Annotated in this window: 25 protein-coding genes and 1 riboswitch; of the genes, 18 read left to right on the forward strand and 7 right to left on the reverse strand. The window is 65.7% G+C overall.

The features are described from left to right. Positions 1-7: 7 nt before the first annotated feature. The 8 genes from NRS07_RS07070 (at position 8) to cysM (ending at position 7910) form a co-directional block, all read left to right on the forward strand. Positions 8-313, forward strand: coding sequence for an integration host factor subunit beta (locus NRS07_RS07070; RefSeq protein ID WP_027864826.1), 306 nt, complete (start codon positions 8-10; stop codon positions 311-313). Between the two features lie 154 nt (positions 314-467). Then, on the forward strand, positions 468-773 hold the full coding sequence (locus NRS07_RS07075) for a lipopolysaccharide assembly LapA domain-containing protein (RefSeq protein ID WP_259212109.1): 306 nt from the start codon (positions 468-470) through the stop codon (positions 771-773). Between the two features lie 45 nt (positions 774-818). Next, the gene (lapB, locus tag NRS07_RS07080) at positions 819-1994 is read left to right on the forward strand and encodes a lipopolysaccharide assembly protein LapB (protein WP_259212110.1); all 1176 of its coding nucleotides are present in this window, start codon (positions 819-821) and stop codon (positions 1992-1994) included. Positions 1995-2049: 55 nt separating this feature from the next. Next, positions 2050-3027, forward strand: a complete 978-nt coding sequence (rfaE1, locus tag NRS07_RS07085; protein WP_259212111.1) for a D-glycero-beta-D-manno-heptose-7-phosphate kinase — start codon at positions 2050-2052, stop codon at positions 3025-3027. Positions 3028-3143: 116 nt separating this feature from the next. Beyond that, positions 3144-3494 (forward strand): helix-hairpin-helix domain-containing protein, encoded by a 351-nt coding sequence (locus tag NRS07_RS07090; protein ID WP_259212112.1) that lies wholly within the window; start codon positions 3144-3146, stop codon positions 3492-3494. A 265-nt stretch (positions 3495-3759) separates the two neighbouring features. Next, complete coding sequence (locus NRS07_RS20285; RefSeq protein ID WP_307729935.1) at positions 3760-5376, forward strand: methyl-accepting chemotaxis protein; 1617 nt, start codon at positions 3760-3762, stop codon at positions 5374-5376. Positions 5377-5515: 139 nt separating this feature from the next. Continuing rightward, positions 5516-6898, forward strand: a complete 1383-nt coding sequence (locus NRS07_RS07105; RefSeq protein WP_259212114.1) for a M20/M25/M40 family metallo-hydrolase — start codon at positions 5516-5518, stop codon at positions 6896-6898. A 109-nt stretch (positions 6899-7007) separates the two neighbouring features. Then, complete coding sequence (gene cysM, locus NRS07_RS07110) at positions 7008-7910, forward strand: cysteine synthase CysM (RefSeq protein WP_259212115.1); 903 nt, start codon at positions 7008-7010, stop codon at positions 7908-7910. A 165-nt stretch (positions 7911-8075) separates the two neighbouring features. On the opposite strand, the gene NRS07_RS07115 is transcribed toward cysM, so the two are convergent. From NRS07_RS07115 to NRS07_RS07135, 5 genes are all read right to left on the reverse strand, one after another. Further along, positions 8076-8414 (reverse strand): hypothetical protein, encoded by a 339-nt coding sequence (locus NRS07_RS07115; protein ID WP_259212117.1) that lies wholly within the window; start codon positions 8412-8414, stop codon positions 8076-8078. 446 nt (positions 8415-8860) lie between these two features. Beyond that, complete coding sequence (gene mltB / locus NRS07_RS07120; protein ID WP_259212119.1) at positions 8861-10051, reverse strand: lytic murein transglycosylase B; 1191 nt, start codon at positions 10049-10051, stop codon at positions 8861-8863. Beyond that, positions 10048-12066: a DUF3488 and transglutaminase-like domain-containing protein gene (locus NRS07_RS07125; protein WP_259212121.1), complete on the reverse strand. Its 2019-nt coding sequence runs from the start codon at positions 12064-12066 to the stop codon at positions 10048-10050. The genes mltB and NRS07_RS07125 overlap by 4 nt, the downstream gene beginning before the upstream one ends. Then, positions 12063-13097 (reverse strand): DUF58 domain-containing protein, encoded by a 1035-nt coding sequence (locus NRS07_RS07130; protein ID WP_259212122.1) that lies wholly within the window; start codon positions 13095-13097, stop codon positions 12063-12065. The genes NRS07_RS07125 and NRS07_RS07130 overlap by 4 nt, the downstream gene beginning before the upstream one ends. Further along, on the reverse strand, positions 13098-14018 hold the full coding sequence (locus NRS07_RS07135) for a MoxR family ATPase (RefSeq protein ID WP_259212123.1): 921 nt from the start codon (positions 14016-14018) through the stop codon (positions 13098-13100). Positions 14019-14230: 212 nt separating this feature from the next. Here NRS07_RS07135 and NRS07_RS07140 point away from each other — a divergent pair, with 212 nt between their 5' ends. The 3 genes from NRS07_RS07140 (at position 14231) to NRS07_RS07150 (ending at position 17469) form a co-directional block, all read left to right on the forward strand. After that, positions 14231-15160, forward strand: coding sequence for a histone deacetylase family protein (locus NRS07_RS07140; protein ID WP_259212124.1), 930 nt, complete (start codon positions 14231-14233; stop codon positions 15158-15160). Positions 15161-15335: 175 nt separating this feature from the next. After that, on the forward strand, positions 15336-16211 hold the full coding sequence (locus NRS07_RS07145) for a hypothetical protein (RefSeq protein ID WP_259212126.1): 876 nt from the start codon (positions 15336-15338) through the stop codon (positions 16209-16211). Next, positions 16201-17469 carry a hypothetical protein gene (locus NRS07_RS07150; RefSeq protein ID WP_259212128.1) on the forward strand — a complete coding sequence of 423 codons (1269 nt, stop codon included), beginning with the start codon at positions 16201-16203 and terminating at the stop codon, positions 17467-17469. Before NRS07_RS07145 ends, NRS07_RS07150 begins: the two co-directional genes overlap by 11 nt. 6 nt (positions 17470-17475) lie before the next feature. Here the strand turns inward: NRS07_RS07150 and NRS07_RS07155 are convergent, their stop codons facing one another. Then, positions 17476-17670 carry a hypothetical protein gene (locus tag NRS07_RS07155; protein WP_259212130.1) on the reverse strand — a complete coding sequence of 65 codons (195 nt, stop codon included), beginning with the start codon at positions 17668-17670 and terminating at the stop codon, positions 17476-17478. Between the two features lie 192 nt (positions 17671-17862). On the opposite strand from NRS07_RS07155, the gene ylqF reads away from it, so the two are divergent. From ylqF to NRS07_RS07180, 5 genes are all read left to right on the forward strand, one after another. Then, a complete protein-coding gene (gene ylqF / locus NRS07_RS07160; protein ID WP_373889869.1) occupies positions 17863-18783 on the forward strand; it encodes a ribosome biogenesis GTPase YlqF in 921 nt (306 codons plus the stop codon). A gap of 48 nt (positions 18784-18831) precedes the next feature. Further along, positions 18832-19077: riboswitch (cobalamin riboswitch) on the forward strand. Between the two features lie 81 nt (positions 19078-19158). After that, positions 19159-21150 carry a TonB-dependent receptor gene (locus NRS07_RS07165; RefSeq protein WP_259212135.1) on the forward strand — a complete coding sequence of 664 codons (1992 nt, stop codon included), beginning with the start codon at positions 19159-19161 and terminating at the stop codon, positions 21148-21150. After that, complete coding sequence (locus tag NRS07_RS07170; protein WP_259212136.1) at positions 21150-22049, forward strand: cobalamin-binding protein; 900 nt, start codon at positions 21150-21152, stop codon at positions 22047-22049. The genes NRS07_RS07165 and NRS07_RS07170 overlap by 1 nt, the downstream gene beginning before the upstream one ends. Before the next feature lie 176 nt (positions 22050-22225). Then, positions 22226-22888, forward strand: a complete 663-nt coding sequence (locus NRS07_RS07175; protein ID WP_259212137.1) for a thiol:disulfide interchange protein DsbA/DsbL — start codon at positions 22226-22228, stop codon at positions 22886-22888. Further along, entirely contained in the window at positions 22885-23214 is a 330-nt protein-coding gene (locus NRS07_RS07180; protein ID WP_259212138.1) for a hypothetical protein, read from the forward strand. Before NRS07_RS07175 ends, NRS07_RS07180 begins: the two co-directional genes overlap by 4 nt. 26 nt (positions 23215-23240) lie before the next feature. Here NRS07_RS07180 and NRS07_RS07185 read toward each other — a convergent pair whose 3' ends face one another. Beyond that, a complete protein-coding gene (locus NRS07_RS07185; RefSeq protein WP_259212140.1) occupies positions 23241-24548 on the reverse strand; it encodes an ATP-binding protein in 1308 nt (435 codons plus the stop codon). 429 nt (positions 24549-24977) lie between these two features. Here NRS07_RS07185 and NRS07_RS07190 point away from each other — a divergent pair, with 429 nt between their 5' ends. Continuing rightward, the gene (locus tag NRS07_RS07190) at positions 24978-25829 is read left to right on the forward strand and encodes a MipA/OmpV family protein (RefSeq protein ID WP_259212141.1); all 852 of its coding nucleotides are present in this window, start codon (positions 24978-24980) and stop codon (positions 25827-25829) included. 2 nt (positions 25830-25831) lie between these two features. Further along, the gene (locus tag NRS07_RS07195) at positions 25832-26527 is read left to right on the forward strand and encodes a hypothetical protein (RefSeq protein ID WP_259212142.1); all 696 of its coding nucleotides are present in this window, start codon (positions 25832-25834) and stop codon (positions 26525-26527) included. Positions 26528-26557: the final 30 nt, after the last annotated feature.

The following is a 26557-nucleotide window of genomic DNA, read 5'->3' on the forward strand; positions in this document are numbered from 1 at the left end:
CGACCAGATGACCAAGTCCGAGCTGATCAACCGCCTGGCTGAGCGCTATTCGCAGCTGGTGGCAAAGGACGCGGAATTTGCCGTCAAGACCATCCTCGATGCGATGACCAACGCCCTGGCGACCGGGCAACGCATCGAGATCCGTGGTTTCGGCAGCTTCGCGCTCAACAGCCGGCCCCCGCGCATCGGCCGCAACCCGAAGTCCGGCGACAAGGTGATGGTGCCCGAAAAACGGGTGCCGCACTTCAAGCCAGGCAAGCAGTTGCGCGAGCGGGTGGACGCGATGGTCGGGCAACCGATCATCGAAGACTGAAGTCGTCTGCAAATTGGCAGGCAAGAACGGCGTCCCCCTGGGGATGCCGTTTTTTTTTAGAACCAGAGCGAAAAGCACGGCGTCCGCTCTTTTGAAATATCATGTTGAATATGCGACACTTCGCCTTCGTGCACTCAACCAGCGGGCCTAGCTGATGAAATTTGTTTCGACCATTGCCGGTTTTATCCTGTTCATCCTGTTCTTTGGCTTTGCGCTGAAGAACACCCAGGAAGTCGACCTGCATTTCTTCCTGAACTACGAGCTGCGCGGTCCGCTGGTGCTGATGCTGCTGGCCTTCTTCATTGCCGGCGCGGCGCTGGGTATCCTGGCGCTGACGCCGACCGTGTTCCGCCAGCGCCGCCAGAGCTCGCAGCACAAGAACACCATCCAGGCCCTGCAAAGCGCCGCCGGTACCGGCACCGCTCCCCAGCAGCCGGACACCGTGAGCCCGGCGCCGTAAGCGCTTCGCAGTTGCCCTCATTTGCGCCGCAAAGAATAAAAACACATGGAATTCGAAATCTGGATGCTGCTTGGCATCCCCTTTTTCTTCGGCCTGGGCTGGATTGCCGCCCGCGTCGATATCAATGAACTGGTCTCCGAGTCGCGCTCGCTGCCGCGCGGCTATTTCAAGGGACTGAACCACCTGCTCAACGACCAGCCGGACAAGGCCATCGATTCGTTTATCGAGATCGTCAAGCTCGATCCCGAATCGGCCGATATGCACTTTGCCCTCGGTAACCTGTTCCGCCGCCGCGGCGAGACCGAGCGCGCGATCCGGGTACACCAGAACCTGCTGGCACGCCCCGACCTGCCTGGCGAACAAAAAGCCCAGGCCCAGTACGAGCTGGGCATGGACTACCTCAAGGCCGGTTTGCTCGACCGCGCCGAGGAAACCTTCAACCTGCTGGTCGACACCACCTATGCGGTGCCGGCACGGCGCGCGCTGCTCGAAATCTACCAGCGCGAAAAGGAATGGCGCCGCGCGATCGACGTCGCCGTCGGCCTGCAGGAATCCGGCGCCGGTGCGCGCCAGAAAGAAATCGCCCAGTTCTATTGCGAGCTGGCGCAAGACGCCATCGTGCATCTGCAACCGAGCCAGGCCGTGGAGCTGCTCGACCGCGCGCTGCAGGCCGACCGCTCCAGCGTACGCACCACCATCCTGTTCGGCGACGCCCAGCTGGCCCAGGGCGACACCGAGGGCGCCCTCAAGACCTGGCGCCGCGTCGAGCACCAGAGCGTGCCGCACGTGGCGCTGGTAGCCGCACGCCTGATGGACGGCTACCGCAAGGTGGGCCGGCCGCAGGAAGGCGTCAGCCTGCTGCGCTCCTACCTGCTCGAGGCGTCGTCGATCGACCTGGTAGAGGTGGTGTTCAAGGCCGTGATCGAGCTCGATGGCGTCGAGGCGGCCAAGCAGCTGGTGGTCGAGGAGCTGCGCCGCAATCCCACCTTGCTGGGCCTGGACAAGCTGCTCGAGGCGCGCCTGATGGACGCCCCGGCCCACGTCTTCGAAGAGCTGTCGATGGTCAAGACCCTGGTGCAGCGCTACACCCAGAAACTGGCGCGCTACCAGTGCAGCCACTGCGGCTTCAAGGCGCGCCAGTTCTACTGGCAATGTCCGGGCTGCAGCCGCTGGGAAACCTATCCGCCACGCCGTACCGAAGAACTCAATGTGATGAACTGAAGCGGCAGCCGCCGCTTTAAGAAAACGCATCCTGACCGACGCATCTCGACCCCCTATGACAGACCTGATCCCGAGCCGCCTGCTGGCGGCTGACAGCGCCCTCCAGCAGGCGGCGCCACAACTTTCCAATGTCCGCCTGCTGGTGGTGGGCGACGTGATGCTCGACCGTTACTGGTTCGGCGAGGTCTCGCGCATTTCGCCGGAAGCTCCGGTGCCGGTGGTGCGCATCGAGCGCCGCGAAGAGCGCCTGGGAGGCGCGGCCAACGTGGCGCGCAATGCAGCCGCACTGGGCGCCCACACGGGCCTGCTGGGCGTGACCGGCAACGACGAGGCCGGCGACGAAGTCGAGAAGCTGTTGAAGGGCGCCGCGATCCACAGCTATCTCAAACGCGACGACGCGATTTCCACCATCATCAAGCTGCGCGTAATCGGCCGCCAGCAACAAATGGTGCGCATCGACTTCGAGGACGCGCCGACCGAGACCGTGCTGCGCGACAAGCTTGACCAGTTCAAGGCGCTGCTCCCTGGCTATGACGTGATCATCATGTCCGACTACAACAAGGGCGCCCTGGTGAACGTGGCCGAGATGATCAAGGCCGCGCGCGCGGCCGGCAAGATCGTGCTGGTCGACCCGAAGGGCGACGATTTCTCGCCTTACCAGGGGGCCACCATCCTGACCCCGAACCGCTCGGAACTGCAGCGCGTGGTCGGCGCCTGGAAAACCGAGCAGCAGCTGACCGAAAAAGCGCAGCGGCTGCGCGCCGAGCTGGGGCTGGACGCCTTGCTGTTGACGCGCTCGGAAGAGGGCATGAGCCTGTACAGCGCCGACGAAGTGCTGCACGTGCATGCGCAGGCGCGCGAAGTATTCGACGTATCCGGTGCCGGCGACACGGTCATCGCGACGCTGGCCGCGATGCTGGGCGCCGGCGCGCCGCTGGCCGAAGCGCTGGCCACGGCCAACCGCGCCGGCGGCATCGTGGTGGGCAAGCTGGGCACGGCAACGGTGACCCGCGAAGAACTGTTCCCGCACTGATTGCGCGCTTGATCGGGCTCATGCCAGGGGCGTCAACGGCGGCCGGGCTGCTCCGTTAATTCAGGGATGGGCGGCGTCGCCGTCCAGCTTGCGCAAACCAACGGAGAACCATTCACATGATCAAGAAACTGATGCTTGCTGTCGCCGCCCTGGCCGCCTCGACCAGCTTTGCTTTTGCCCAGGTAGATGTCAACAAGGCCGACGCGGCCGCTCTGGACGGTATCAAGGGCGTGGGCCCGAGCATGTCGAAATTGATCCTCGACGAACGCGCCAAAGGCGAATTCAAGGACTGGGCCGACTTCCAGCAGCGCGTCAAGGGCGTGGGCGACAAGAAGGCCATGAAGCTGTCCGAGGCTGGCCTGCAGGTCAACGGCAAGGCCCTGGACGGCGCCGCCGCCAAGGCCGAAAAGACGTCGGCCAAGGCCGACGCCAAGGCCAGGCCGGCCGAGCGCAAAGAGGCAATGTAAGCACGTGCCAGCTCTGGCAAACCCGCGGCACCGCGGGTTTTTTTACGTCTGTTGCTTGCATCGGCGCAGAAAGCACTCACTCAAATTCATCGAATTCGCCATTCGGGCTTCACCGGCATGACGAATAATGTGTTGGATCTAAACAACTATTTGCCAAATTTGCCAATTACGCTTGAAACAATGCTGTATTCTCTCGATTGCCATAGGGCAACTAAAAGCATGCATCCCGTATGCCTGACCAGCCCTTCACTCTTACGAAACCGCCATGACACAGAAGTCCCTGACCATTGGTGCCCGCCTTGCAATCGGCTACGGCGCTGTTTTCTTCCTGATGATCATTCTCACCGGCCTGGCAATCAGCCGGGTTGGACAGATCGATGAAACCCTCAACCGCATCAACGAAGTCCACAGCGTCAAGCAGCGCTATGCGATTAACTTCCGCGGCAGCGTGCATGACCGCGCGATCGCGCTGCGCGACGTGGTGCTGGCGGCCGATCCTGCTGCCGCTGCGGTGCCGACGCAGCTGATCAAGACGCTGGACGACAACTACGCGCGTTCGGCCGGTCCGATGGACAAGCTGTTCCAGGAACTCGATGGCATCTCGGCGGCCGAGAAGGACGCGCTGGCGGCGATCAAGGAGCAGGAGCGCCGCACCAAGCCCCTGATCGAACAGGTTGGCGCCTTGCACGCCGCCGGCCAGGCACAAGAAGCCAACGCGCTGCTGGCGCAGCAGGCTTCGCCGGCCTTCGTCGACTGGCTGGCCAGCATCAACCGCTTCATCGACCTGCAGGAAAAACTGAACAACGAAGACGCCGCCGGTGCGCGCGCCGTGGCCTCCGGCTTCTTCGGCTGGATGGTGCTGCTGTGCGTCGGCGCCATTGCTGCCGGCGCGATCGGCGCCTGGTTTATCGCGCGCGGCCTGCTGCGCCAGCTCGGCGGCCAGCCGGCGTATGCCGCCTCGATCGTCGGCGCCATTGCCAACGGCGACCTGGGCGTGAAGATCGAAACCGCCCCGAACGACCAGGCCAGCCTGCTGTTCGCCATGAAGGGCATGCGCGACAACCTGGTCGGTATCGTCGAGCAGGTGCGCAACGGCACCCTGAGCATTGCCAGCGTCTCGACCGAGATTGCCAACGGCAACCGCGATCTGTCAGGACGCACCGAACGCCAGGCCGGCACGCTTGAGGCGACCGCCGCCTCGGTCGAGCAGCTCACCGTGACCGTGCGCCAGAACGCGGACAATGCACGCCAGGCCAATGCGCTGGCCGAATCGGCGTCGGAAGTGGCGCTGCGCGGCGGCGCCGTGGTGTCGCAGGTGGTGGAAACCATGGCTTCGATCAATGCCTCGTCCAAGAAGATTGTCGACATCATCGGCGTGATCGATGGAATCGCGTTCCAGACCAATATCCTGGCCCTGAATGCGGCAGTCGAGGCCGCCAGGGCAGGCGAGCAGGGCCGTGGTTTTGCCGTAGTGGCAACCGAAGTGCGCAACCTGGCCCAGCGTTCGGCGGCCGCGGCCAAGGAAATCAAGGAACTGATCGGCAGCTCGGTCGAACGTGTCGATGCCGGTGCGCGCCTGGTCGATGAAGCCGGCACTACGATGGACGATATCGTCACGTCGGTACGCCGTGTTACCGACATCATGGCCGACATCACCCATGCCAGCGCCGAACAGAGCAACGGTATCGGCCAGGTCAACCATGCGATCGGGCAGATGGATGACGTCACGCGCCAGAACGCCGCGCTGGTGCAGCAGGCAACGGCATCGGCCGCCGCGCTCGAGGCTGAAGCCGAGCGCCTGGCCGAGGTGGTCAGTGTGTTCCGGCTCGACGTGGGGCAGCCGCGCGTTGCGGCGCCGACCCGGCTGGCGCTCGCCGCCTGATGACCCGAAGGGCTGCCGCGGCAGCCCTTTTTTACGGGCCGGGCAGTCGATGCACGCGCCGCGGTGTATTGACTGACACCGAACAATCGGCATGAGAAGATGTGCATATCGACCTGCACACGACACCAGAAAGGTAAGCATGCCTCACACCCGCATTTCCTCGACCCTGCTCGCCGCGCTGCTCGCCGCCGGATCGGCTGCCGCCAGCGCCGCCACCGTGGGCGCGCCCGCTCCCAACATGGAGCGCCAGCAAGCACAGATCAACAAGATCCTGGCCGAGATCTCGCCCAAGCGCATCGAAGGCTATGTCGCCAAGCTGGTAGGCTTCGGCACCCGCCACACGATGTCGGAGACCGAATCGGATACGCGCGGCATCGGCGCTGCGCGGCGCTGGATCAAGGCCGAGCTCGAGCGCTGCGGCGCCGGCACCCCGCTGCAGGTGGCCTTCGACAGCCATATCGCCCCGGTCTCGGCGCGCATCTCGCGCCCGACCGAAATCGTCAACGTGGTGGCCACGCTGCCCGGCACCCAGCAAGCATCGAAAGACCGCCTGTATGTAACCAGCGGCCACTACGACTCGCGCGTGACCGACGTCATGAACCATACCGCCGACGCGCCGGGCGCGAATGACGATGCCTCGGGCACGGCGGCCGTGATGGAACTGGCCTGCGTGATGTCCAAGTACAAGTTCGACGCCACCATCGTGTTCATGGCGGTGGCCGCCGAAGAGCAGGGCCTGCTGGGCGCGCGCCACTGGGCCGAGCAGGCGCGCAAGAACAACCTGAACGTCGCCGGCATGTACACCAACGACATCATCGGCAGTTCGCGCGCCGACAACGGCAAGGTGGATAACAAGCAGGTGCGCCTGTTCTCGCAGAGTATTCCGGCGACCAAGGAGATGAGCGAAGCCGTGCGCCAGTTGGTGGCCACCGGCGGCGACAGCGATTCGCTCTCGCGCCAGCTGGCGCGCCATACCAAGGAGCAGGGCGAGCGCTACGTAAAGGATTTCAAGGTGTCGGTGATTCATCGCGCCGACCGCTACCTGCGCGGTGGCGACCACATGCCTTTCCTGGAGCAGGGCTATGCGGCGCTGCGCTTTACCGAGCCGGCCGAGGACTTCGCGCACCAGCACCAGGACCTGCGTACCGAGAACGGCAAGGTCTACGGCGACCTGGCCGAGTTCAACGACTACGACTATATCGCCAAGGTCACTCGGGTGAACGCCGCGTCGCTGGCCTCGCTGGCACTGGCGCCGGCTGCGCCGCAAGGCGTCAAGCTACGCACCGACAAGCTGACCAACGATTCGACCCTGGTCTGGGCAGCCAATGCCGAACCTGACCTGGCGGGGTATCGCATCGTGTGGCGCGAGACCACTGCCGCTAACTGGCAGGGAGCGAAATGGGTGGGCAACGTGGTGGAGGCGACCGTGGAGCTGTCGAAAGACAACGTCTTCTTCGGCGTGCAGGCGGTCGACAAGGACGGCAACGTCAGCGTCGCCACCTATCCGCTGCCACAACGTTAATTAAGGCGTGCCAGGACCGGCCTGCGCGGCCAGGTCCTGGAGCGCGCCAATACGCCAGCTTGCTGTCCGGATTAGAATAGCGTTTTAGGAAATCGCGAGAGAGCAAAGAATGGCTTACAAGACCATCGAAGACACGATCGGCAATACCCCGCTGGTGCGCCTGGTGCGCCTGCCCGGCGCGCAAGCCGCCGAGCGCAACAACATCATCCTCGGCAAGCTCGAGGGCAACAACCCGGCCGGCTCGGTAAAAGACCGTGCTGCGATGTCGATGCTGCGCGGCGCCGAAGAGCGCGGCCAGATCAAGCAGGGCGACACCCTGATCGAAGCGACCAGTGGCAATACCGGCATCGCGCTGGCAATGGCGGCGGCGATCCGTGGCTACAAGATGGTGCTGCTGATGCCCGACAACCTGTCGATCGAACGGCGCCAGAGCATGGCCGCCTATGGCGCGCAAATCATCCTCACGCCCAAGTCGGGCGGCATGGAACACGCGCGCGACATGGCCGAACAGATGCAGAAGAACGGCGAGGGCATCATCCTCGACCAGTTCGGCAACCAGGACAACCCGCGTGCCCACTACGAGAGCACCGGTCCCGAAATCTGGCGCGATACCGAAGGCCGCGTCACGCATTTCGTCTCCGCCATGGGCACCACCGGCACCATCATGGGCGTGTCGCGCTACCTCAAGGAACAGAACGACGCGGTGCGCATCGTCGGCGCCCAGCCTGAAGAAGGTGCGTCGATCCCGGGTATTCGCAAATGGCCCGAAGCCTATCTGCCGAAAATCTACGAGCGCGCACGCGTGGACCAGGTGGAATCGGTCGGCCAGGCCGCCGCCGAGCAGATGGCGCGCCGGCTGGCGATCGAAGAAGGCATCTTCTGCGGCATCTCGGCGGCCGGCGCCTGCGAGGTCGCGCTGCGCATTTCCAATACCGTCGAAAACGCTACCATCGTGTTTGTGGTGTGCGACCGCGGCGACCGTTATCTGTCGACGGGCGTATTCCCGGCTTGAAGCCAGGCCCGCAGCCAAACAAAAAGCCATCCGACGGATGGCTTTTTTACTATGCGCGCCCACACAGCCGAGACGCGCTTGCAGCTTGCACAAGCGCAGACCACTGCCGCGGCTAGCGCTGCTGGCAGGCAGCAGGGCCGTGGCCCCGCAGCGTGCCGCCAGACATTACGCTTCTTTCGATGGCGCGACGCCTTCTTTTGGCTTGAACTGCTTGTCGCTGATGCGGAACTTCGCGCGACGGTCACCCATCAGGTAACGCAGGTCGCGGATCGACAGGTCGCTTACCTCGTGCATGCGGATCAGCAGCGAAGCGCCGACCGGCAGGCGGTGGTGGCGGATTTTCGAGATCACCGGCGGCGCCACTTCCAGGGCGCGCGACAGTGCGGCGTCGTTCTTCAGACGCAGGTTCTCGATCAGGGTGTCGAGCAGGCGGTTCGGGTTGTATTGCAGGAGTTCATCGGACTCCGAATCGCTGTTCATGTCGATGCCGACTTGGTTTGTCATGATTCAATATCCTATTTTGGGTTGGGCGGAGTCCCATGCGGCGTTCGACTCCGAATCTGGTATTTCGTAATTATCTATTCAATTGTACAACTAATTTTTATTCTGATACTTACTAGCAATAAAAATCAGATGCTGCCCTCGGCATTGTTGTCTACTCGCAACAATAGCCGCATTGCAATTCTCTCACAAACTCACGGAAACATTCATTGTTTTTTGGTTAAGCGTGAGTGTAGAACCATCCCGGCATTGATGCCGCACAGTATGAAAAGCGCTGACAGGAAGATAACGAAATGGGGAGTATTCCGTTCGCGTAGATGTTTCTATAGAGTATCCACGCCGAACGAACGCATACCCCTGGGGAGTATGCGGGGAAAACCACGGCCAGGGCTGCCGCGGGGTACGGCCAGGCAGTTACAACTTGATACAAAGTTTCCCGTCAGGCAAGCCTAACGTGCCCGCGCGCGGCTCACTGCCTTGCCGAGGTCGATCACCGACATGGCATAGAAATAACTGCGGTTGTATTTGGTAATAGCGAAGAAATTATCATTCGCAACCCAGTATTCGGTCGGCCGGGTACCGTTTTGCAGATCGATCAGCCCATACAGGCGCTCGGCCGGCACCCCCCCGTTGACCTGCACGCCGGCCGCGCGCAGCTCTTCGAGGCGCAGGGTGGCGGCCAGGCCGCGCTCGAGCAGGGGTTCCCAGGCACGGTGTGGCGCCACCTCGGCCGGCCAGGCAGGGGCGTCGCGGTAAGCCGGATTCCATCCGTGCTGGACCAGGAAATTGGCCACGCTGCCGATGGCATCGTCGGTCGAGTTGCGCAGGTCGATCTGGCCATCGCCATTGAAGTCGACCGCGAATTTCAAAATACTGCCGGGCATGAACTGCGGCATGCCGATCGCGCCGGCGAACGAGCCCAACAGTGAGAACGGCTCGATATGGTGCTCGCGTGCCAGCAACAGGGTATTGGCCAGCTCGTCGCGGAAGAACGCCATGCGCTTGGCGCGGTTCGGTGTTTCCGGATAGCCGAAGGCGAGCGTCGCCAGGGTGTCGATCACGCGGAACTTGCCGGTATCGCGGCCATAGATGGTCTCGACGCCGATGATGCCGACGATGATCTCGGCCGGCACGCCATAGGCAGCTTCGGCGCGCGCCAAGGTAGCGGCGTTGTCTTCCCAGAAGCGCACACCGGCCTTGATGCGGATTGGCTCGATGAAGCGGCTGCTGTACACCTGCCAATTCTTTGGCTTTCCCCGTGGCATTGGTTTGACCAGCTGCACCGCCGAATCGATAAAGCGGGCTTGCCCGAACAGCGATTCCAGCTCGGCGCGCTCGAAATGGTGCTTGCTTACCATCTCCTCGATGAATTCGCGCATGGCCTGCCATTCCAGGAAATTGCTGTGCTCGCCGTCATAATCGATCGCGGCGGCAGCCGGCGCGGTCTTGACAACGCGCCGCGACTTGGCCGCGACGCGCTCGCGCGAACTGGCTTTGCCCGGCTTGGCCTTGGCCTTGACTTTGGCTTTGGCTTTGCCGGAGGCGCTGCGGGACTGGGGATCTTGCGCTGCGGCGCCGGCGGTTCCGATCGGAGAAGCGGCCAGCGCCAGCGCGGTAAACAGGGTAACGATTGATTTCATCTAACTTGCGACAATAGGTTCTTCAAGGTGGCGGCCAGCCGCGTCGTGGCCTGGGGCTGGGGCGGCGCATAGCGCCATGCGCTGTAGCGGCGCAAGAACTCGGCGGCGGCTTCGCGTGATGACGGCGCTAGCTGCTGCGTGGCCGCGATCCGGGCCGCATAGCTGGTGGGCCCTTCGTCCGCTGCACGGGCCAGGCCCAGGTGGGCCAGGCGCTTGCACAGCGAAGAGTATACCGCTTCGACAGGATCGATTTCCCTGCGCCGAAGGAAAAGTCTGCCTACCAGCAACAATCCGATGACAAGTGCTAACAAGGCAATCAAGCGCCAGCCGCCCAGCGTCGATTGCATGCTGCGCAGCACGCCACGCTGGCGTTCCGGCGTGTAGTTCAGTACCCACTGGTTCCAGCCATTGCTGACCGCGCCGATCGCATCGCGCATGCTGCGCAACAGCGAGTCCTGCCCGGCATCGAACATCGCCAGGCCGCGCAGCGCGTCGATGCCGAACGGAGACGGCGCATCTATCGCCGAGGCCAGGTTGCGGCGCACCCGTTCCGGCGCCACCGCGGCGGTCGGGTCCACCCGCACCCAGCCGCGCCCCTGCAACCAGACTTCGGCCCAGGCGTGGGCGTCGGACTGGCGCACCGTCATGTAGCCGTCGAGCGCATTGAACTCGCCGCCCTGGTAGCCGGTGACGACGCGCGCAGGAATGCCGGCCGCGCGCATCAGGAACACAAAAGCGCCGGAGTAATGCTCGCAAAAGCCGCTGCGGGTCCCGTACAGGAATTCGTCGACCGAATGGCGGCCCAGCAGTGGCGGCTCGAGCGTATAGCTAAAGGGCTGTTCGCGGAACTGGCGCAGCACCGCATTGACGCGGCGCGCCGGCATCGGCTCCCGGCGCAATGCCAGGCCGGCGGCGAGGGCGCGCGGGTTGTACCCATACGGCAGCAGCAGCCACTGGCCCTGATCCTCGAGCGCATCGCGACGCTCGAGCGCGTAATCGGGATACGACACCACCCCGTAGCGCACCCGCCGTGTCAGCGGGCCGCTGCTGGTCATTTCGAGCTGGTGCGACACCTTGACTGTTTGTCCGGCGATGGCCGGCGGGCGACGCGGCATCTCGAGGGCAAACAGCCAGCGCGCGTCGGAGGGCTCGAGCGTGATCTCATACGACAATGGCGCGCCGCGCACGCTTAGCAGCACGTTGGGGCTGCTGGCAACCGAGCCGCCGCGGGTCCAGGCCACCCCGTCGAAGGCGTCCAGCACGGGGCCGCGCCAGTAGAGCTGGTCCTTGTCCGGCACGCGACCCTGGAAACGCACCCGGAAAGCCGGTTCGTCCGACATCGCCAGGTTCGACATCTGCCCCGGTGCCATGCGCTCGGACAGCCCGGTACGTCCGCTGCTGCCAGCGCCGCCGGCGCCCGGCATGCTCCACAGCGGCCCGCCCAGGCGCGGAAACACCACGAACAGCACGATGGCAATCGGCGTGGCAAACAGCAGCATCTTCAGCCCCAGGCCCAGGCGCGCGCGCAGCGGCGGCACCTTGCCGGTGAACTGGAACGACAGCTGGGTGGTGAGCAGGGCCAGCACCGCCGCCAGCATCAGGAGCGCGCTGCCGATGCCCTGCGCGTAGAAGAAGTTGGTCAGCAGCAGAAAGAAGCACAGGAAGATCACCACGTACAAATCGCGTCGCGCATGCATCTCCAGCATCTTGAACGCCACCAGCAGCACCAGCATGGCGACGCCGGCGTCGCGTCCGAGCAGGGTTCCGAAGCTGAGCTGCACGCCGGCCATCGCCGCCGCCGCCACCGGCAACAGCACCAGCGTGGACGGCATGCGCTTGCCGCGCAGCGTGACGGCCGCGCGCCAGGCCAGCGTGGCGCCGCACAGCAGCGATACCCACAGCGGCAGGTGCGCCGTGTGCGGGGCCAGCACCAGCACCACGCTGGCCAGCAGCAGCAAGGTGTCGGCCTTGTCGCGCGGGAGGGTGCCGAGCGCTCCGAACCAGGCGGCCTTCATGCGGGGTCCTTCGAGCCCGGCGCTTCATGCCCGAACAGCGCCAGCGCGCGCAGGCAGGCCGCCTGGTGGGCCGCGCCGACGGCGGCCGCATAGTGCGTGGCGCCCAGCCTGAAGGCGTAGGGCAGGGCGCGCTGCTCGGCATCGAGCACCCAGCGCGTCATGCGCGAGAGCCGCAGCTCCAGGTCGAGATGGGGCGGCAGGGCGGCGAAATCGAGCAGCAGCTCGTCGCTGACGCCGCTCTCGAAATGCTTGGTCACCAGCTGGCCCCCCAGTGCCGGGTCGAGCCGGGCGATCTGGCGCCATGCCAGCTGGCGCGGCGAGTCGCCCGGCTGGTAGTTGCGCACGCCCGAAAAGTCGTCGCTGCCCCCCGCAGTGCCGCCGCCGGCGCCGTCGCCGCCTGAAGGCAGGGGCGGCGCGCCTTCTTCGGGATGCGGATAGACCAGGGCGCGTGCGGCCGGGCGCCAGGTGCTCCAGGCGCGAAACAGACCGAGCGGGAAGCGGGTGGACAGCACCACGCGCGCCGGCTGCAGCCAGCCGCGCGCCGTGGTCGGCACGCCCAGCAGCACTGCCGCGCTGCCGTGGGCGCCGATATCGGTCACGTGGCGCGCTCCGGCCGCGTCGAGGTCGGCGAAATCGATCCAGACGCCGTAGCGTGCCAGCGCCGTGCGGTTGGACAGATGCAGTTCGAACTGGGCTTCCTGGCCGGCGAAGACCGCGGGCACGCGGCCCTGCTGCAGCGACAGGTGCGCCAGGTTACGGTAGGTGAAGACCATATCCACCAGCGCGCAGGACAGCGCCAGGAAGGTCAGGGCAAAACCCAGGCCGAGCGTGTAATTGATCGAGCCGATCAGCAGCACCAGCAGCAGCACCGCGAAGCCGATCCCGGCGCGCGATGGCAAGATGAAGATGCGGTGCTGGCGCAGCACCACTTCGGCGCTGTCGAGGGCACCTTCACGCGGCAGCCATTTGCCGGTATTGCGGCGCAGCCAGGCGCGCACGCCTGCGGACGATCGTCGCGGCCGTGCTGCCATCTACAGCGCGACCGATTTCTGCAGCTGCAGCACCAAATCGCGGCTGGCCAGCGCCATGCCGTGCGCCGCCTTCAGCGGGCGCAGGCGGTGCGCGCAGACCGGCACCAGCACGGCCTGGATGTCTTCGGGGATCACATGGTCGCGTCCCTCCAGCGCGGCCCAGGCGCGGCCGGCCTGCAGCAGGGCGATGGCGGCGCGCGGCGACAGGCCTTCGGCGAACAGGCCATTCTGGCGCGAGGCCTGGGCCAGCGCCTGTACATAGGCGATCAAAGAGGGCGAAGCATGGATATTTTTCAGTGCGCGTTGGGCCTGGGCCAGTTCATGCGGCTGCATCGCCGGCTGCAAGGTGCGCAGCATGGCGCGCCGGTCTTCGCCGTTCAGGAGCGCGCGTTCGGCCTCGGCGTCCGGGTAGCCAAGCGTGAGGCACATCAGGAAACGGTCCAGCTGCGATTCGGGCAGCGGGAAAGTGCCGACCTGGCTGGCCGGGTTCTGGGTCGCGATCACGAAGAACGGTTCGGGCAGCGCGCGGGTGACGCCATCGGCGCTCACCTGGCGTTCTTCCATCGCCTCGAGCAGTCCCGACTGGGTCTTGGGCGTGGCGCGGTTGATTTCGTCGGCCAGCAGCACCTGGGTAAAGATCGGGCCGGGGTGGAATACGAACTCGTTCTTCTCGCGCTCGTAGATCGAGATGCCGGCCACGTCGGCCGGCAGCAGGTCGCTGGTGAACTGGACGCGGTTGAACTTCAGGCCCAGCGAAATCGCCAGTGCATGCGCCAGCGTGGTCTTGCCGACGCCGGGCAGGTCTTCGAGCAGCAGATGGCCACCAGCGAGCAGGCAGGTGATGGCCAGCCTGACCTGCTGGTCTTTGCCGACCACGACCTGGCTGACCTGGCGCGCGCTGGCATGCAGTTGATTGAACATGATTGGGTTCCGGTGATCCATTCGGTACGGGCTGCTACGTTCGCCCGTGCGGACGCAGGCGCCGGCATGGTAGATTAGCGCCATTGGCAACTTTTTTACTGCGTCGGCAACAAGCCTTCGCCCTGATTCTATGCGAGAACGGCCGCGCGGGTGAACATCCGCGCTCGTGCATGAAGAGCGGCCACGCATCGGCAAGCCCACCAGACCAGACCATGAGCACAGCAATCTACAGCCACCCCGACTGCCTGCGGCACGAGATGGGCGACTGGCACCCCGAATCGCCAGCACGCCTGCAGGCCATCGACGACCAGCTGATCCTGGCGCGCCTGGACGGCCTGCTCGAGCAGCGCAGCGCGCCGCTGGCCGCCATCGCGGACATCTTGCGCAACCATACCCCGTCCGCGGTGGCGCTGGTGCGCGACCACGTACCGCCCGAAGGCGATTACTACCCGCTCGACGGCGACACCATCTTGTGTCACCACAGCTACCAGGCGGCGCTGCGCGCGGCCGGCGCGGCGGTGGCTGCGACCGATGCCGTGATCGCCGGCGACATCGATAACGCCTTCTGCTCGGTGCGCCCGCCAGGTCATCATGCCACCCCCTCCACGCCGATGGGCTTTTGCCTGTTCAATAACGTCGCCATCGCGGCGCGCCATGCGATGGATGTGCATGGCCTGGCGCGCGTTGCCATCGTCGATTTCGACGTCCATCACGGCAATGGCACCGCGGAGGCCTTCCGCAACGATCCGCGGGTGCTGATGGCAAGCCTGTTCCAGCATCCGTTCTATCCATACTGTGATCCCGAGCCGATCACGGCCACCAGCGTCAACGTGCCGGTGCCGGCACTGTGCGATGGCGACGCCGTGCGCACGCTGGTGCAGGATCACTGGCTGCCGGCGCTGCACGCGCACCGGCCGCAGATGATCTTCGTGTCGGCCGGCTTCGACGGCCACCGCGAGGACGACATGGGCGGGATCGGGCTGGTCGAAGCCGATTATGCGTGGATCACGCGCCAGATCATGGACGTGGCAAGGCAGCACGCGCAGGGCCGCATTGTCAGCTGCCTCGAAGGCGGCTACGCGCTGTCGGCGCTGGGGCGCAGCGTGGTGGCGCATGTCAAGGCGCTGGCCGAGCTGGAATAGCCCGCCGCGCACGGCACGGGTGGCCGGCATGCCTGCGCGGTGCGCACCGCGATTGCACATTTTCGCCACACTCACACTTTTTTCCAATTGTGCAAATTGACACGGGTAAATGTCAGGCATAGAGTCGATCTCAGCCGTAAATACGGCCGACAACGACGACAAAAGGAGAAAGACAGTGAGACAAAACCGCATCATCTGCGCGCTGTGCCTGTTACTCGCGTCAAGCCTGGCATCCGCCGCCAACTACACCCTGTGGATCAATGGCCGCACTGGCGGCGGGGCCATCGGCAACTACAACGATTTCGCCTATTGGGGTCCGTCCTCGACCGCGGCGGGCGTCAACAAGAAGGCCGTCAACTGGGATGGCCGCAGCAGCATCGCCTCGCAAAGCGGCAAGGTACGCGACGCGCTCGACTGTTTCTGCACCGGCACCAACTGGTGCTATGTCGTCACCCACAGCGCCGGCGACCTGATGATGGGCTATACGCTGGCCAACTACGGCGGCTCGTCGCGCCTGAAGAAAAATGCCAGCGCCAATTCGGCCGGGGTGTGCGGCAACAGCGACGGCAGTTCGCAGACCGGCTGGAACATCAAGTGGGTGCGCGCGGCCTCGGGCGCTGCCGGCGGCTCCGAGCTGTCCGACGCCGGCTCCTGGACCACCTCCGAACCGCTGGTGCAAGACCTGAAGACGACCACCGCGCGCGCCATGTACAACCACAACACCACGCGCAATGTCTGGTTCTACATGTATGCCGCCGCCAAGGGCACCGTGTACTCGGGCATCCTGCCGGGCCAGGACGACGAAGCCGTGGCCTACCACAGCACCGGCGGCGTAGCCGGCAGCGCGGGCGCTTCCTACTGCAATCCGCGCGACTGGTTCTGCAACGATCTGGCGCTCGGCACCGCGGCCAACGAGGGCGGCAGCGCCAAATGGAGTTATCACTCGGTGAGCTTCCGCGACGACAGCGAAGCCTATAACCATTACGCCAACGGCAACTGGGGCGGCATCGTGGGAGTCGTGCGTAGCGCCGTGGTCAACAGTGCCTACTAGGCACACGCCAGCCAGGTCGCGCGGCTGGCGGCGCCGCATCTTGCCCGTCGGGCTAGGTGCTGCGGCGCTGGCCGCGCTGGGCTTCTGGCTCGCGGCCGGCGCGCAGACGAGCGTGCCGGCCGCGGCGTCGGCGCCCCCGCCAAGCGGCCCCGGGTTCTTCGGCCAGGTGGGCGGCGCCGACGGCCTGCCGGTGCCGGACGAGCGTGCCGAGCGCCGCCGCCAGCTGGTCGAGCATGTCCAGCTCACCGACCATACCTATTGCAGCTACCGCGAAGGCAGCAAGTACCCGATGGAGTCGCGTCCGGTCGCGCATCACCCCGACCAGGTGTATCCGAACCAGCCGATCACCGAGATCAATCCGATGCGCGTGGAGGGCGGCGGCAGTGCCGGTGCGGTGCTGCTGCAGACCTCGCAGTCGCAGGTCTACCTGGCTGCCGGCGAAGCCGTCGCGTTCTCGCTGCGCGCGGTCAATGCGCAGGGCGAGACCGTGCCGCTGGTGGTCACGCGTGCGGTGGCCCAGGGCATGACCTACGGCGCCAGCCGTCCGACCTCGCGGGTGGCGCTGGCCGTTGCCGACGACGGCGCCGGCGCCGATCCGGTCGCCGGCGATGGCGCATTTGGCGCCGTGCTGGCGCCCGCGCAGACCGCCCTGGCGGGCTTTCACGGCACCATTCGCACCGAGGTAGGCTATACGGCGGCAGGCCGCAAGGGCTTCGTGCTGTTCGATGTCGTCTACACGCCGATCCTGCCGGCCAGCTGGAGCGGACAGGTACGCGAGGCGGTCGAGAACGGATCGCTGCATTTCTACCTGCGCGCCGAGGTGCGCCAGCCGGGACGCTATGTTGTCAGCGGGCGGGTGGACGATGCGCGCGGCCGGCCGTTTGCCGTGGCGAGCTTCAACGACGTGCTCGAAACCGGGTCGCGCGAGATCAAGCTGAGCGTGTTCGGCAAGCTCATGACCGACGAAGCGCCGGCGCTGCCGCTGGTGCTGCGCGATGTCGACGGCTACCTGCTGCGCGAGAACGTCGATCCCGACCGCCTGTTGATGCCGCGCCTGGAAGGCCGGGTCCATGCCAGCCGCACCAGGACCATGAACGGGATCTCGGACGCCCAATGGCAAAGCGAGGAAAGGACCCGCTACCTGACCGAGTATGCCCGGGACCGCCATGCCGCGCGTGAACGCCTGGCGGCCTTCGAGCCGGGCCGGCCGCTGCCGCCGAGCGCCTGCGGCCCGGCGCCCGAACTGGGGCGGCCTTGACGGCGCCTAGCCCGGCAGCAGCGGGAGACGCTCGGCCAGGCAGGCGGCGCCGATGACGGCGCACAGCATGCCGAATGCGCACCAGCGCGCCAGGGTGCGCCGTGGCGCAAGGCCGGCGATGCGGGCTAGGGGGACGAAGCGGACGAAGCGGACGTTCCGAACGATGTGGCCGGGCTTGGCGAACTTGTTATCAACATGCATGGGCTTCTCCGGATGGCAGGCAACAGCAGGACCACGAGTGTGGCCCGTGCAAGGTCAAATGCGTTGCTATGCATCAACAGACCAGCTGGAACCGCTGGTCTGTTGCTTCGCTGCCGCGGCAGCAGCGTAAAATAGCGCCCTGATTGAAGATTGAGAGAGCACAGCATGTCGATACAATGGTTCCCGGGGCATATGAATGCGGCCAAGAAAGAAGCCGCCGAGCAGATGGAGAACATCGATCTGGTGATCGAAGTACTCGACGCCCGCCTGCCGGAGGCGAGCTGCAACCCGCTGGTGGACCAGCTGCGCAATTTCCGCCAGCGTCCCTGCCTGAAAATCCTGAACAAGACCGACCTGGCCGACCCGGTCGCCACTGCCGCCTGGAAGGCCTTCTACGAGGCGCGCAAGGGGGTCACGGCTTACCCGATGACGACCAAGAAGCCACTTGACGTGGCGCGCATTCCCGACCTGGCCCTGTCGCTGGCGCCGCACCGCGGCGTGCCGACCAAGCCGCTGCGCATCATGATCATGGGGATCCCGAACGTGGGCAAGTCCACCCTGATGAACGCGCTGCTCAAGAAGCGCGTAGCGAAGGTGGGCGACGAGCCGGCCGTGACCAAGGTGCAGCAGAAGCTCTACCTTGGCAAGCACACCGTGCTGGTCGACACCCCCGGCATGCTGTGGCCGAAGATCGCCATGGCCAGCGACGGCCTGATGCTGGCCGCCAGCCATGCGATCGGCACCAACGCGCTGATCGAAGAAGAAGTGGCAGAATTCCTGGGCAATCTGCTGCTGGAGCGCTATCCGCAACTGCTGACGGCGCGCTACGGCATGAAGACCGATGGCCTGGACGGCATCTCGCTGATCGAGCACGTGGCCGCGCGCCGGGGCTTCCGGGTGCGCGGCGGCGAATTCGATTACGAAAAAGGCGCGCACACGCTGCTGCAGGACTACCGCACCGGCGCGCTGGGCCGCATCAGCCTCGAGACCCCGGCAAGCCGCGCCGCCGCGCTGGCGCAGCATGCCGCCGAAGTCGCGGAAAAAACCCGCCTCGCCGAAGAGAAGGCGGCCGCCAAGGCCGAAGAGGCAGCGCGCGGCAAGCGCGGTTCGTAATTTGCGCGTAGGGCGCCAGCCAGCCCGCAAGCGCTGGGCATTGTCAGGTTATAATCACGGCGTTTTGGTGCCCGCGCCCGCGATCAGCGAGCGCAGTTAAACGGGAAACACGAGGCGACAGCGCTGCGCGCTGCCGCCAGGATGTGCTGCCCCCGCAACGGTCAACAAGCGTCGTCCTGCAGCGTCATGCCCAGGACGACAGGCCGCCTCGAATACCACTGTGCAGCAACGCATAGGAAGGTGAGGCGGTCGGACTTGCAAGCCCGGATACCGGCCAGGACAGGTGGAAGCGCCATGGGCTCGCATGCCCGTTGCGTCTTCCGTTGACTCTGGTGTGCGGGGACGCAGGCCAGTGCTTTTACCGAGAACCATCACATGAAATCTGCTGCCGTACCACGCAGCGCACCGGCCTTTACGCCGCGCGCGCTGGCTTGCGCCTTGTCGTATTGCTTTATCGTTGCCCCAGCTGCATCCCAAAACCAGCCGCACCAGGGCGCTGAACTGCCGGCGGTCGTCATCACCGGCGCGCGTTTCCCGGCGCCAGCGGCCGAGTCGCCGATCGGCGCCACCGTCATCAGCGCCGAGCAGATCCGCCGCGCCGGCGTGCTCGACGTCAACAGCGCGATCCGCAAGATCGGCGGCGTCTACGGCCGCCAGAGCCTGGACGGCTCGCCCGACTTCGGCCTGGACTTGCGCGGCTTCGGCGCCAACAGCGGCCAGAACCTGGTGATCCTGGTCGACGGCGTGCGCATGAACGAAAACGAGCTCTCCGGCGCTATCCTGGCCTCGATTCCGGTCGATACCGTCGAGCGCATCGAGATCACGCGCGGCGGCAGCAGCGTGCTCTATGGCGAAGGCGCCACCGGCGGCGTCATCAACGTGATCACCAAACGCGGCGCAGGCGCAGGTGCAGGTGCAGGCCAGGCCAGCGGCTACCACGGCTCGCTGAGCCTGGAAAGAGGCCGTTTCGACCAGCACGACGCGCGCGCCAGGGTGGCCTACGGCCAGGGGCCGCTCTCGTTTGACCTGGCCGCGGCCCACCAGGGCACCGACAACTACCGCGCCAATAATGCGTTTCGCCAGAAGAGCATCAGTGGCGGCTTCCAGTGGGCGGCCGAAGGCACCCGGCTCGGCATGCGGCTCGACAGCGCGCGTCAGGACATGCGACTGCCCGGTTCGCTCACCGAGCAGCAGTTCATCGACAACCCGCGCCAGAGCCTGACCCCGAACGATCATGGTTCTACCGACATCGATCGCGTCACGGCGTTTGCCGAGCATCGGATCGGCAGCCTGGAGCTGGCCGCCGAGCTGGCTCATCGCGAGCGCGAGGTGCGCGCGGCGTATGGCTTGCTGTTCGAATCGGCTTACCGCTCGCGCCAGACCCAGTTCTCGCCGCGCCTGCGCCATAGCGCGCGCGTAGATGGCCTGCACAACGAATTCGTCGCCGGCGTCGACCTGGTGCGCTGGCAACGCGATACCAGCTTCGGCTCGAGCGCGAGCCAGGACTCGAAAGCGCTCTACCTGCGCGACGAGCTGCGCTTTGCGCAGCTGAGCAATGCGCGCCTGGCAGTGGGCGCGCGCCACGAGCGCTTCGAGAAAGACGAAGCCAACGCCATGCTCGGCGTACCCGCCGGCGCGCAGTCGCAGAACGGCTGGAGCCTGGAAGGCAGCATCGATGTCGCGCCCAGCCTGACCCTGCACGCCAAGGCCGGCCGCAGCTACCGCATTCCCAACGCCGACGAAAACGGCTATCGCTCGAGTGGCGCGCTGCTCGATGTGCAGACGTCGCGCGACCTCGAGCTGGGCGTGCGCGCCGGCAGCGACGCGCGCAGCGTCACGGCGCGAGTATTTCGCCACCGCCTGCACAACGAGATCTTCTTCGACCCGACCCTGTCCGGCGGCTGGGGCGCCAACACCAACCTCGACCCGACCCGCCGCCAGGGCGTCGAGCTCGAAGGCCAGCTGAGCCTGGGCCAGGCCTGGCGCTTGAGCGGGCAGTGGCAGCACGTCGAGGCGCAATTTACCGCTGGCCCGAATGCCGGGCGCGAGATGGTGCTGGTGCCGAAGAACGTGGTGAGCACCCGGCTGGCATGGACGCCGGCTGCCCCCCATAGTGCCGAGCTCGGCGCGCAGTGGGTCGGCAGCCAGCGCTATGGCAACGACTTCACCAACACCTGCGGCGCCCGCATCCCGTCCTATGCCACCGTGGACGCGCGCTACGCCTACCGCGTGGGTGCCTGGGAAGCGGCCGTCAGCGGCCTGAACCTGGGTGACCGCCAGTACTACAGCAATGCTTTCGGCTGCCGCTCGGGCATCTACCCGAGCGATGGCCGCCAGCTCAAGCTGTCGCTGCGCTACCAGTTCTGATGGGCACGCCGACACGCTGGCTGCGGGCCTGCCTGGTGGCGCTGCTGGCAGCCGGTGCGCCGGCCGGCGCCATGGCGGCGCTCAGCGTGGTGGACGACGCCGGCCGCCGCGTCACGCTGCCGGCACCGGCGCGGCGCATCATTTCGATGGCGCCGCACGCCACCGAACTGCTGTTCGCGGCCGGCGGCGGCGCGCGCGTGGTCGGCGCCATGAACTACAGCGACTACCCGGAAGCGGCCAGGGCGATCCCGCTGGTGGGCAGCAACAGCCAGATCGACATGGAGCGCGTGCTCAGCCTCAAGCCCGATCTGATCGTGGTCTGGCATACCGGAAACACGGCGCGCCAGATCGCCCAGCTCGAAACGCTAGGGGTGCCGATCTTTCATAGCGAGCCGCGCAAGCTGGCGCAGGTAGCCAGCAATATCGAACGGCTCGGGCAGTTACTTGGCACCACTGCGAGCGCGCAGGCCGCTGCTGGCGCCCTGCGCAAGAAGCTGGCCGGACTCGAGGCGCACTACGGCCAGCGTTCGCCCGTGACGGTGTTCTACCAGATCTGGGACCAGCCGCTGTTTACCCTCAACGACGCCCAGATCGCCAGCGACGCGATCCGCATTTGCGGGGGGCGCAACGTGTTCGGGGCGCTTGCCACCGTGGCGCCGCAAGTCGGCATCGAGGCGGTATTGGCAGCCGACCCGGAAGCGATCCTGGCCGGCCAGCGCCACGACCCGGCCAATCCCGGGCTCAAGGTGTGGGCGCCGTACCCGGGCATGACGGCGCGCAAGCGCGGCAACCTGCTCACCGTCGATAGCGAACTGCTGACGCGGCCCGGGCCCAGGACGGTGGAGGGGGCCGCGGCCTTGTGCGAGTTGCTCGAAGGGGTCAGGCAGCGCAGGCCATAGTAAGGCCAACAACCGGGGCGCGCCTGTGCGCGAACCCGGTTTTGCTCGCCCGCGGCCAATGCAACACAAGACGTTACAACGGTAAGCAAATGCAAAAATGCCCCTCCCGCTGCAGGGAAAACGCAAAAAGATGGTAATCTCGCGGCGTTTGCTCAATCACTTGTGGAAGGAAATCTATGCGTTCCCTGCGTTTTGCCCTCATCGCCGCCACCATGGTCGCCAGCACTGCCTTTGCCTCGCCGGCAGATCCGAAAAACGGCGTGGACTACCAGACCCTGAGCGCGCCACAGCCGGTCCAGGCCAAGGGCAAGAAGGTCGAAGTCATCGAGTTCTTCGCTTACCACTGCCCGGCTTGCAACATGGTCGAGCCCATGCTCAACGGCTGGGTCAAGAAGCAGGGCGATAACATCGTCTTGCGCCGTATCCACTTGCCATTCCAGGGCCCCAACGATCCGGAAGCGCACCTGTTCCTGACGCTCGAAGCGATGGGCAAGCTCGAAGAGTTCCACCCGAAGGTGTTCCGTGCGATTCACATCGAGCGCAAGCGCCTGATGACCGATGACGCGATCATCGACTGGGCCGTTAAGAGTGGTCTGGACAAAGCCAAGTTCATGGAAGCCTGGAATTCGTTTGGCGTGACCACCAAGCTGCGCCGTCTGGGCCAGCAGCAGGCCGCCTACAAGGTCAGCGGTACCCCGACCATCGTCATCGACGGCAAGTACGTGGTGTCGCCGGGCCAGGTTGCCGAAGCCAACAAGATCCAGGGCGTGGAAGCGACGATGCAGGCGACCGCCCAGGTGATGGACGCACTCGTGGCCAGGGCAGCCAAGACCAAATGAGCAACGACGTCGAACGCGAAGTCCTCAGGATGTACCATGGGTCCCGGCCCAACGAGGACGACCTGTTTGAGACCAGCCAGGTGAACCACCTGGCGTGGTCGCTGGCCGCTTTCTTTGCGGGACTGGCGATCTGGCTCGCCATCGCCCTGGTGAACGCCGAGAACCAGCGCTACGCCCTGATGACCAACAAATGCCCCGATCCGCTGTTCAAGGGCGGCATCGACAAGGCCTGCCTGGTGACCGTGCGCGCGCGCGACCACTGGTGGGAACACCTGTGGTACGGCATCACCCACGTGCGCACCGTCCCCGAGACCAGCCAGCGCTAGCGCTAGGGCTGGCACGATTCTGTCGCTCAGCGTTTCAGGGGAAGGGTAATGACCATGCGCGCGCCGCCCAGTGGCGACGCGTGCGCGCTGACAGTGCCGCCGTGCAGCGCGATCGCCTTGCGCGCGATCGACAGGCCAAGACCGAAGCCGCCAGTGCTGCGGTCGCGGCTGCGGTCGAGCCGGTAGAACGGTTCGAACACCCGCTCTCGCTCGTCGGCGGGTATGCCCGGACCATCGTCGTCCACCATGATCTCGAGCGCCGTCGCGCTGCGCCTGGCCCTGAGCTCGACGCAGCTGGCGGCATACTTCTGCGCGTTGCGCAGCAGGTTGCAGACCGCACGCGAGAGCAGGCGGCGGTCCATCTCGAGCTGGCCCAGGTCTTCGGCCAGTAGGCAGTGCAGCCGATGGGACGCAGGCGGCAGCATGCCGGTGCAGTCGTGCAGCATCTGCGCCACTGGGGCCGGCGCGGCCTGCAGGGTGCGCGCGCTGTCGAGTTTGCTCATGTCGAGCAGTTCGTTGACCAGGGAATCGAGCTCGCGCAGGTCGCCTTCCATGGCGCCGATACGCCGGCTCAGCTCCGGATCGCGCGTGCGCGCATCGAGCAGTTCCAGCGCAAATTCGAGCCGTGCGATCGGGGTGCGCAGCTCGTGCGAGACCGAATGCAACAGACTTTTCTGCGCTTCGAGCAAAACTTCGATGCGGTCGGCCATGTGGTCGATGCGCTCGGCCAGCGGATAGACGGCTGCGGACGGTTTCATGCGCGCCCGTGCGCCGAGCTTGCCGCTGCCGAATTCGTCGGCCACGCGCGACAGCGCCTGCAGCCCCTGCCAATGCGAGCGCGACCATAGTGCGATCGGAACCAGCAGCGCGATCGCGACGATGATGTAACGTAGCGCCTCACGCTTGAGCGCCTGCCCGATGTCCACTGGCAGGTTACGCGCGCGCAGCACTTCTTCCTGGCTGCCGATATAGCGCTCGCCCAGCAGGTCCACCCGGCGAAACAGCGTGCGGCCGGCCGGATCGAGCACGATCTCGCCGCGTTCGAGCGCGCTGCGGCGGCTGCCGCCCATGCTAGAGCTCGCCTCGGCCAGGCTGACCAGGTCGTAGCGCACGTCGGACACCACCCGCACATTGTTCAGGCGCGTGAGCCATTGGTCGGCCGGCGCCTTGTCGATGTATTGTTCGAGCAAGAAGATCTGCGCCGCGGCCTGGCGCCGTGCGATGTCTTCGAGCGGGTCGCCGAACAGGCGGCTGAATGCGAAATAGATCACGAAGGTGGCCGCCGTGATCGACAGCATCACCAGTACGAAGAAGCGAAAGAAAATCCGGTTCACCTACCCACCCTGCACCACTTGCGGTTACCAGATACTGCGTAATACATAGTTTCTCCTTCCGCGCATTGTATAGCAGCAAGCTACCTGGCGATACTTACAAATTGATGACAATTGGCCGACAGTCGGAGGGAGAATCGGCGGCGCCCGGTCTTTATGATAGGCAGCATCAGGTATCAGGATGTATCTGGTTTTCCGTTTGCCCGCCTGATATGCAAGTGTCGGCGGGTTTTTTTCATTTCCAGGCAATGAAGCGCGACAAGAATTGGCTCGACGCATTTAGCATCGTGCGCTCGATTGCGGCACCATCGCGCCGGCGCCAGCGCCAGGCGCTGGCCTTTCCAAGGGGATTGGACGTCTGATGCAACAATTCGTGAGAATTTGTCTTGCTCGACGTAAAATATGAGCACGCGAACTCCCGGTTGTCACGACATGAACAAGCTATGCGCCCTGGCCCTGGCCCTGGCCGTCTCGAGCAGCGCTGCCTGCGCGCAGACGCCGGCCACCAACCCGATGCCTGACGGCAGCCGCGACATGTACGCGGGGCTGGGCCTGGCGTCGGCGCCCCGCTACGATGGGGCGGCCAGCAACAAGACGGGCGCGCTGCCGGTGCTGCAGGTCCAGTGGAGCAATGGCGCCTTTATTTCCGGCATGGGGGCCGGCATCCATTGGTCGGACAACCCGGCCATCGAATACGGCCCGCTGGCCGCGCTCCATCCAGGCCGTTCGCCGTCCGGCACGGGCGCGAGCATTGGCGGGGCGCAGGACAGCCTGGCAAGCCAGGTGAGCGCCCGGGCCAGCCTGGCCAATCCCAACCGCCTGCACGGCATGGACGAGATCAAGCCGCGTCTCGAGGCGGGGGGCTTTCTCAACTATTATCTGGCGCCGGCCTGGCGCCTGACCGGCAGCATCCTGGCCGGGGCCGGCAACGACAGCGACGGTATGCGTGCCCAGTTGGGCATCCAGCGCCTGGCGCTGCAGGTCGCGCCGCATCATACGGTCGCGTTGTCGGCCGGCGCCAGCTTGGTCAATAGCGCCTACAACCGGGCCTATTTCGGCGTTGGCGCGCAAGAGTCTTTCGCCAGCGGCCACCCCGACTACCGTCCCCGCGGCGGCCTGAAAGACGTCTACCTGGGCGCGCGCTGGAACTGGGCACTGTCGCCCGCCTGGATCGTGACTTCTACCGTGCAGGCGACCCAGCTGCTGGGCGACGCACGCCGCAGCCCGCTCGTCGGGCAGCCTGTTGGCGCGACGCTAACGGCCGCGCTGGCTTACCGGTTCTGAGCATGCGCCTGACCCACGCCACCGCCTGCGTTTGTCTGCTGTCCACGGCCGGCCTGGCCGCGGCGCAGGTGCAACCGTACGCGCCGGAGTGGGCCAGCTACCGCGATGCCTACCGCGCCATGGTGGTGTTCGAAAAATACGGCGGCGCCAAGAATCTGCTGCAGAACCACCTGCAGCTGGTGCCGCGCGCCAAGGGCGTGCTGGCCGATGGCATCCAGCTGGCGCTAACCGGCAAGACCGTGCGTACCAGCCTGACGCTCGATGCGCTGGGGCGCACCGTGCTGCCGCTGGTGAAGGCGGCCTATGACGAGAACGCCGTGCTGGCGCCGAACCGCAGGCTGGGCGGCTTTACCCTACGCGCGCGGGTATCGATCGCTACGCAGCCGGACAATACCTATGAAACGGCAGACCTGCGCAGCGCCTGCGAGCAGGCGCTGGCCTATGCGCGCCATGTCGATGCGAGCGCGCGTTCGCAGCGTTGCGAGGGGGTGCGCATGGTGTTCGCCAAGCACAGTGGCGACATTTCGGTCAGGCTGCGCGGCGCAGACGGCGAACAGCCCTTGCAACTGGTGGCCGGCCCGGCTTTTGCGGGCGACGCCGTTGCCGATCTGCCGGGCGCCACCTACCGTTTCAGCGGCGAGAGCGCCCAGCTCGTGACATATGGCGCGCCGCTGGCGATCGTGCCCCTGTTCGAATAGGGGGGGGGCTCAAGCGGCGCCGCAGATCGC

The organism is Massilia sp. H6, assembly GCF_024802625.1.
GTDB lineage: Bacteria > Pseudomonadota > Gammaproteobacteria > Burkholderiales > Burkholderiaceae_D > Telluria.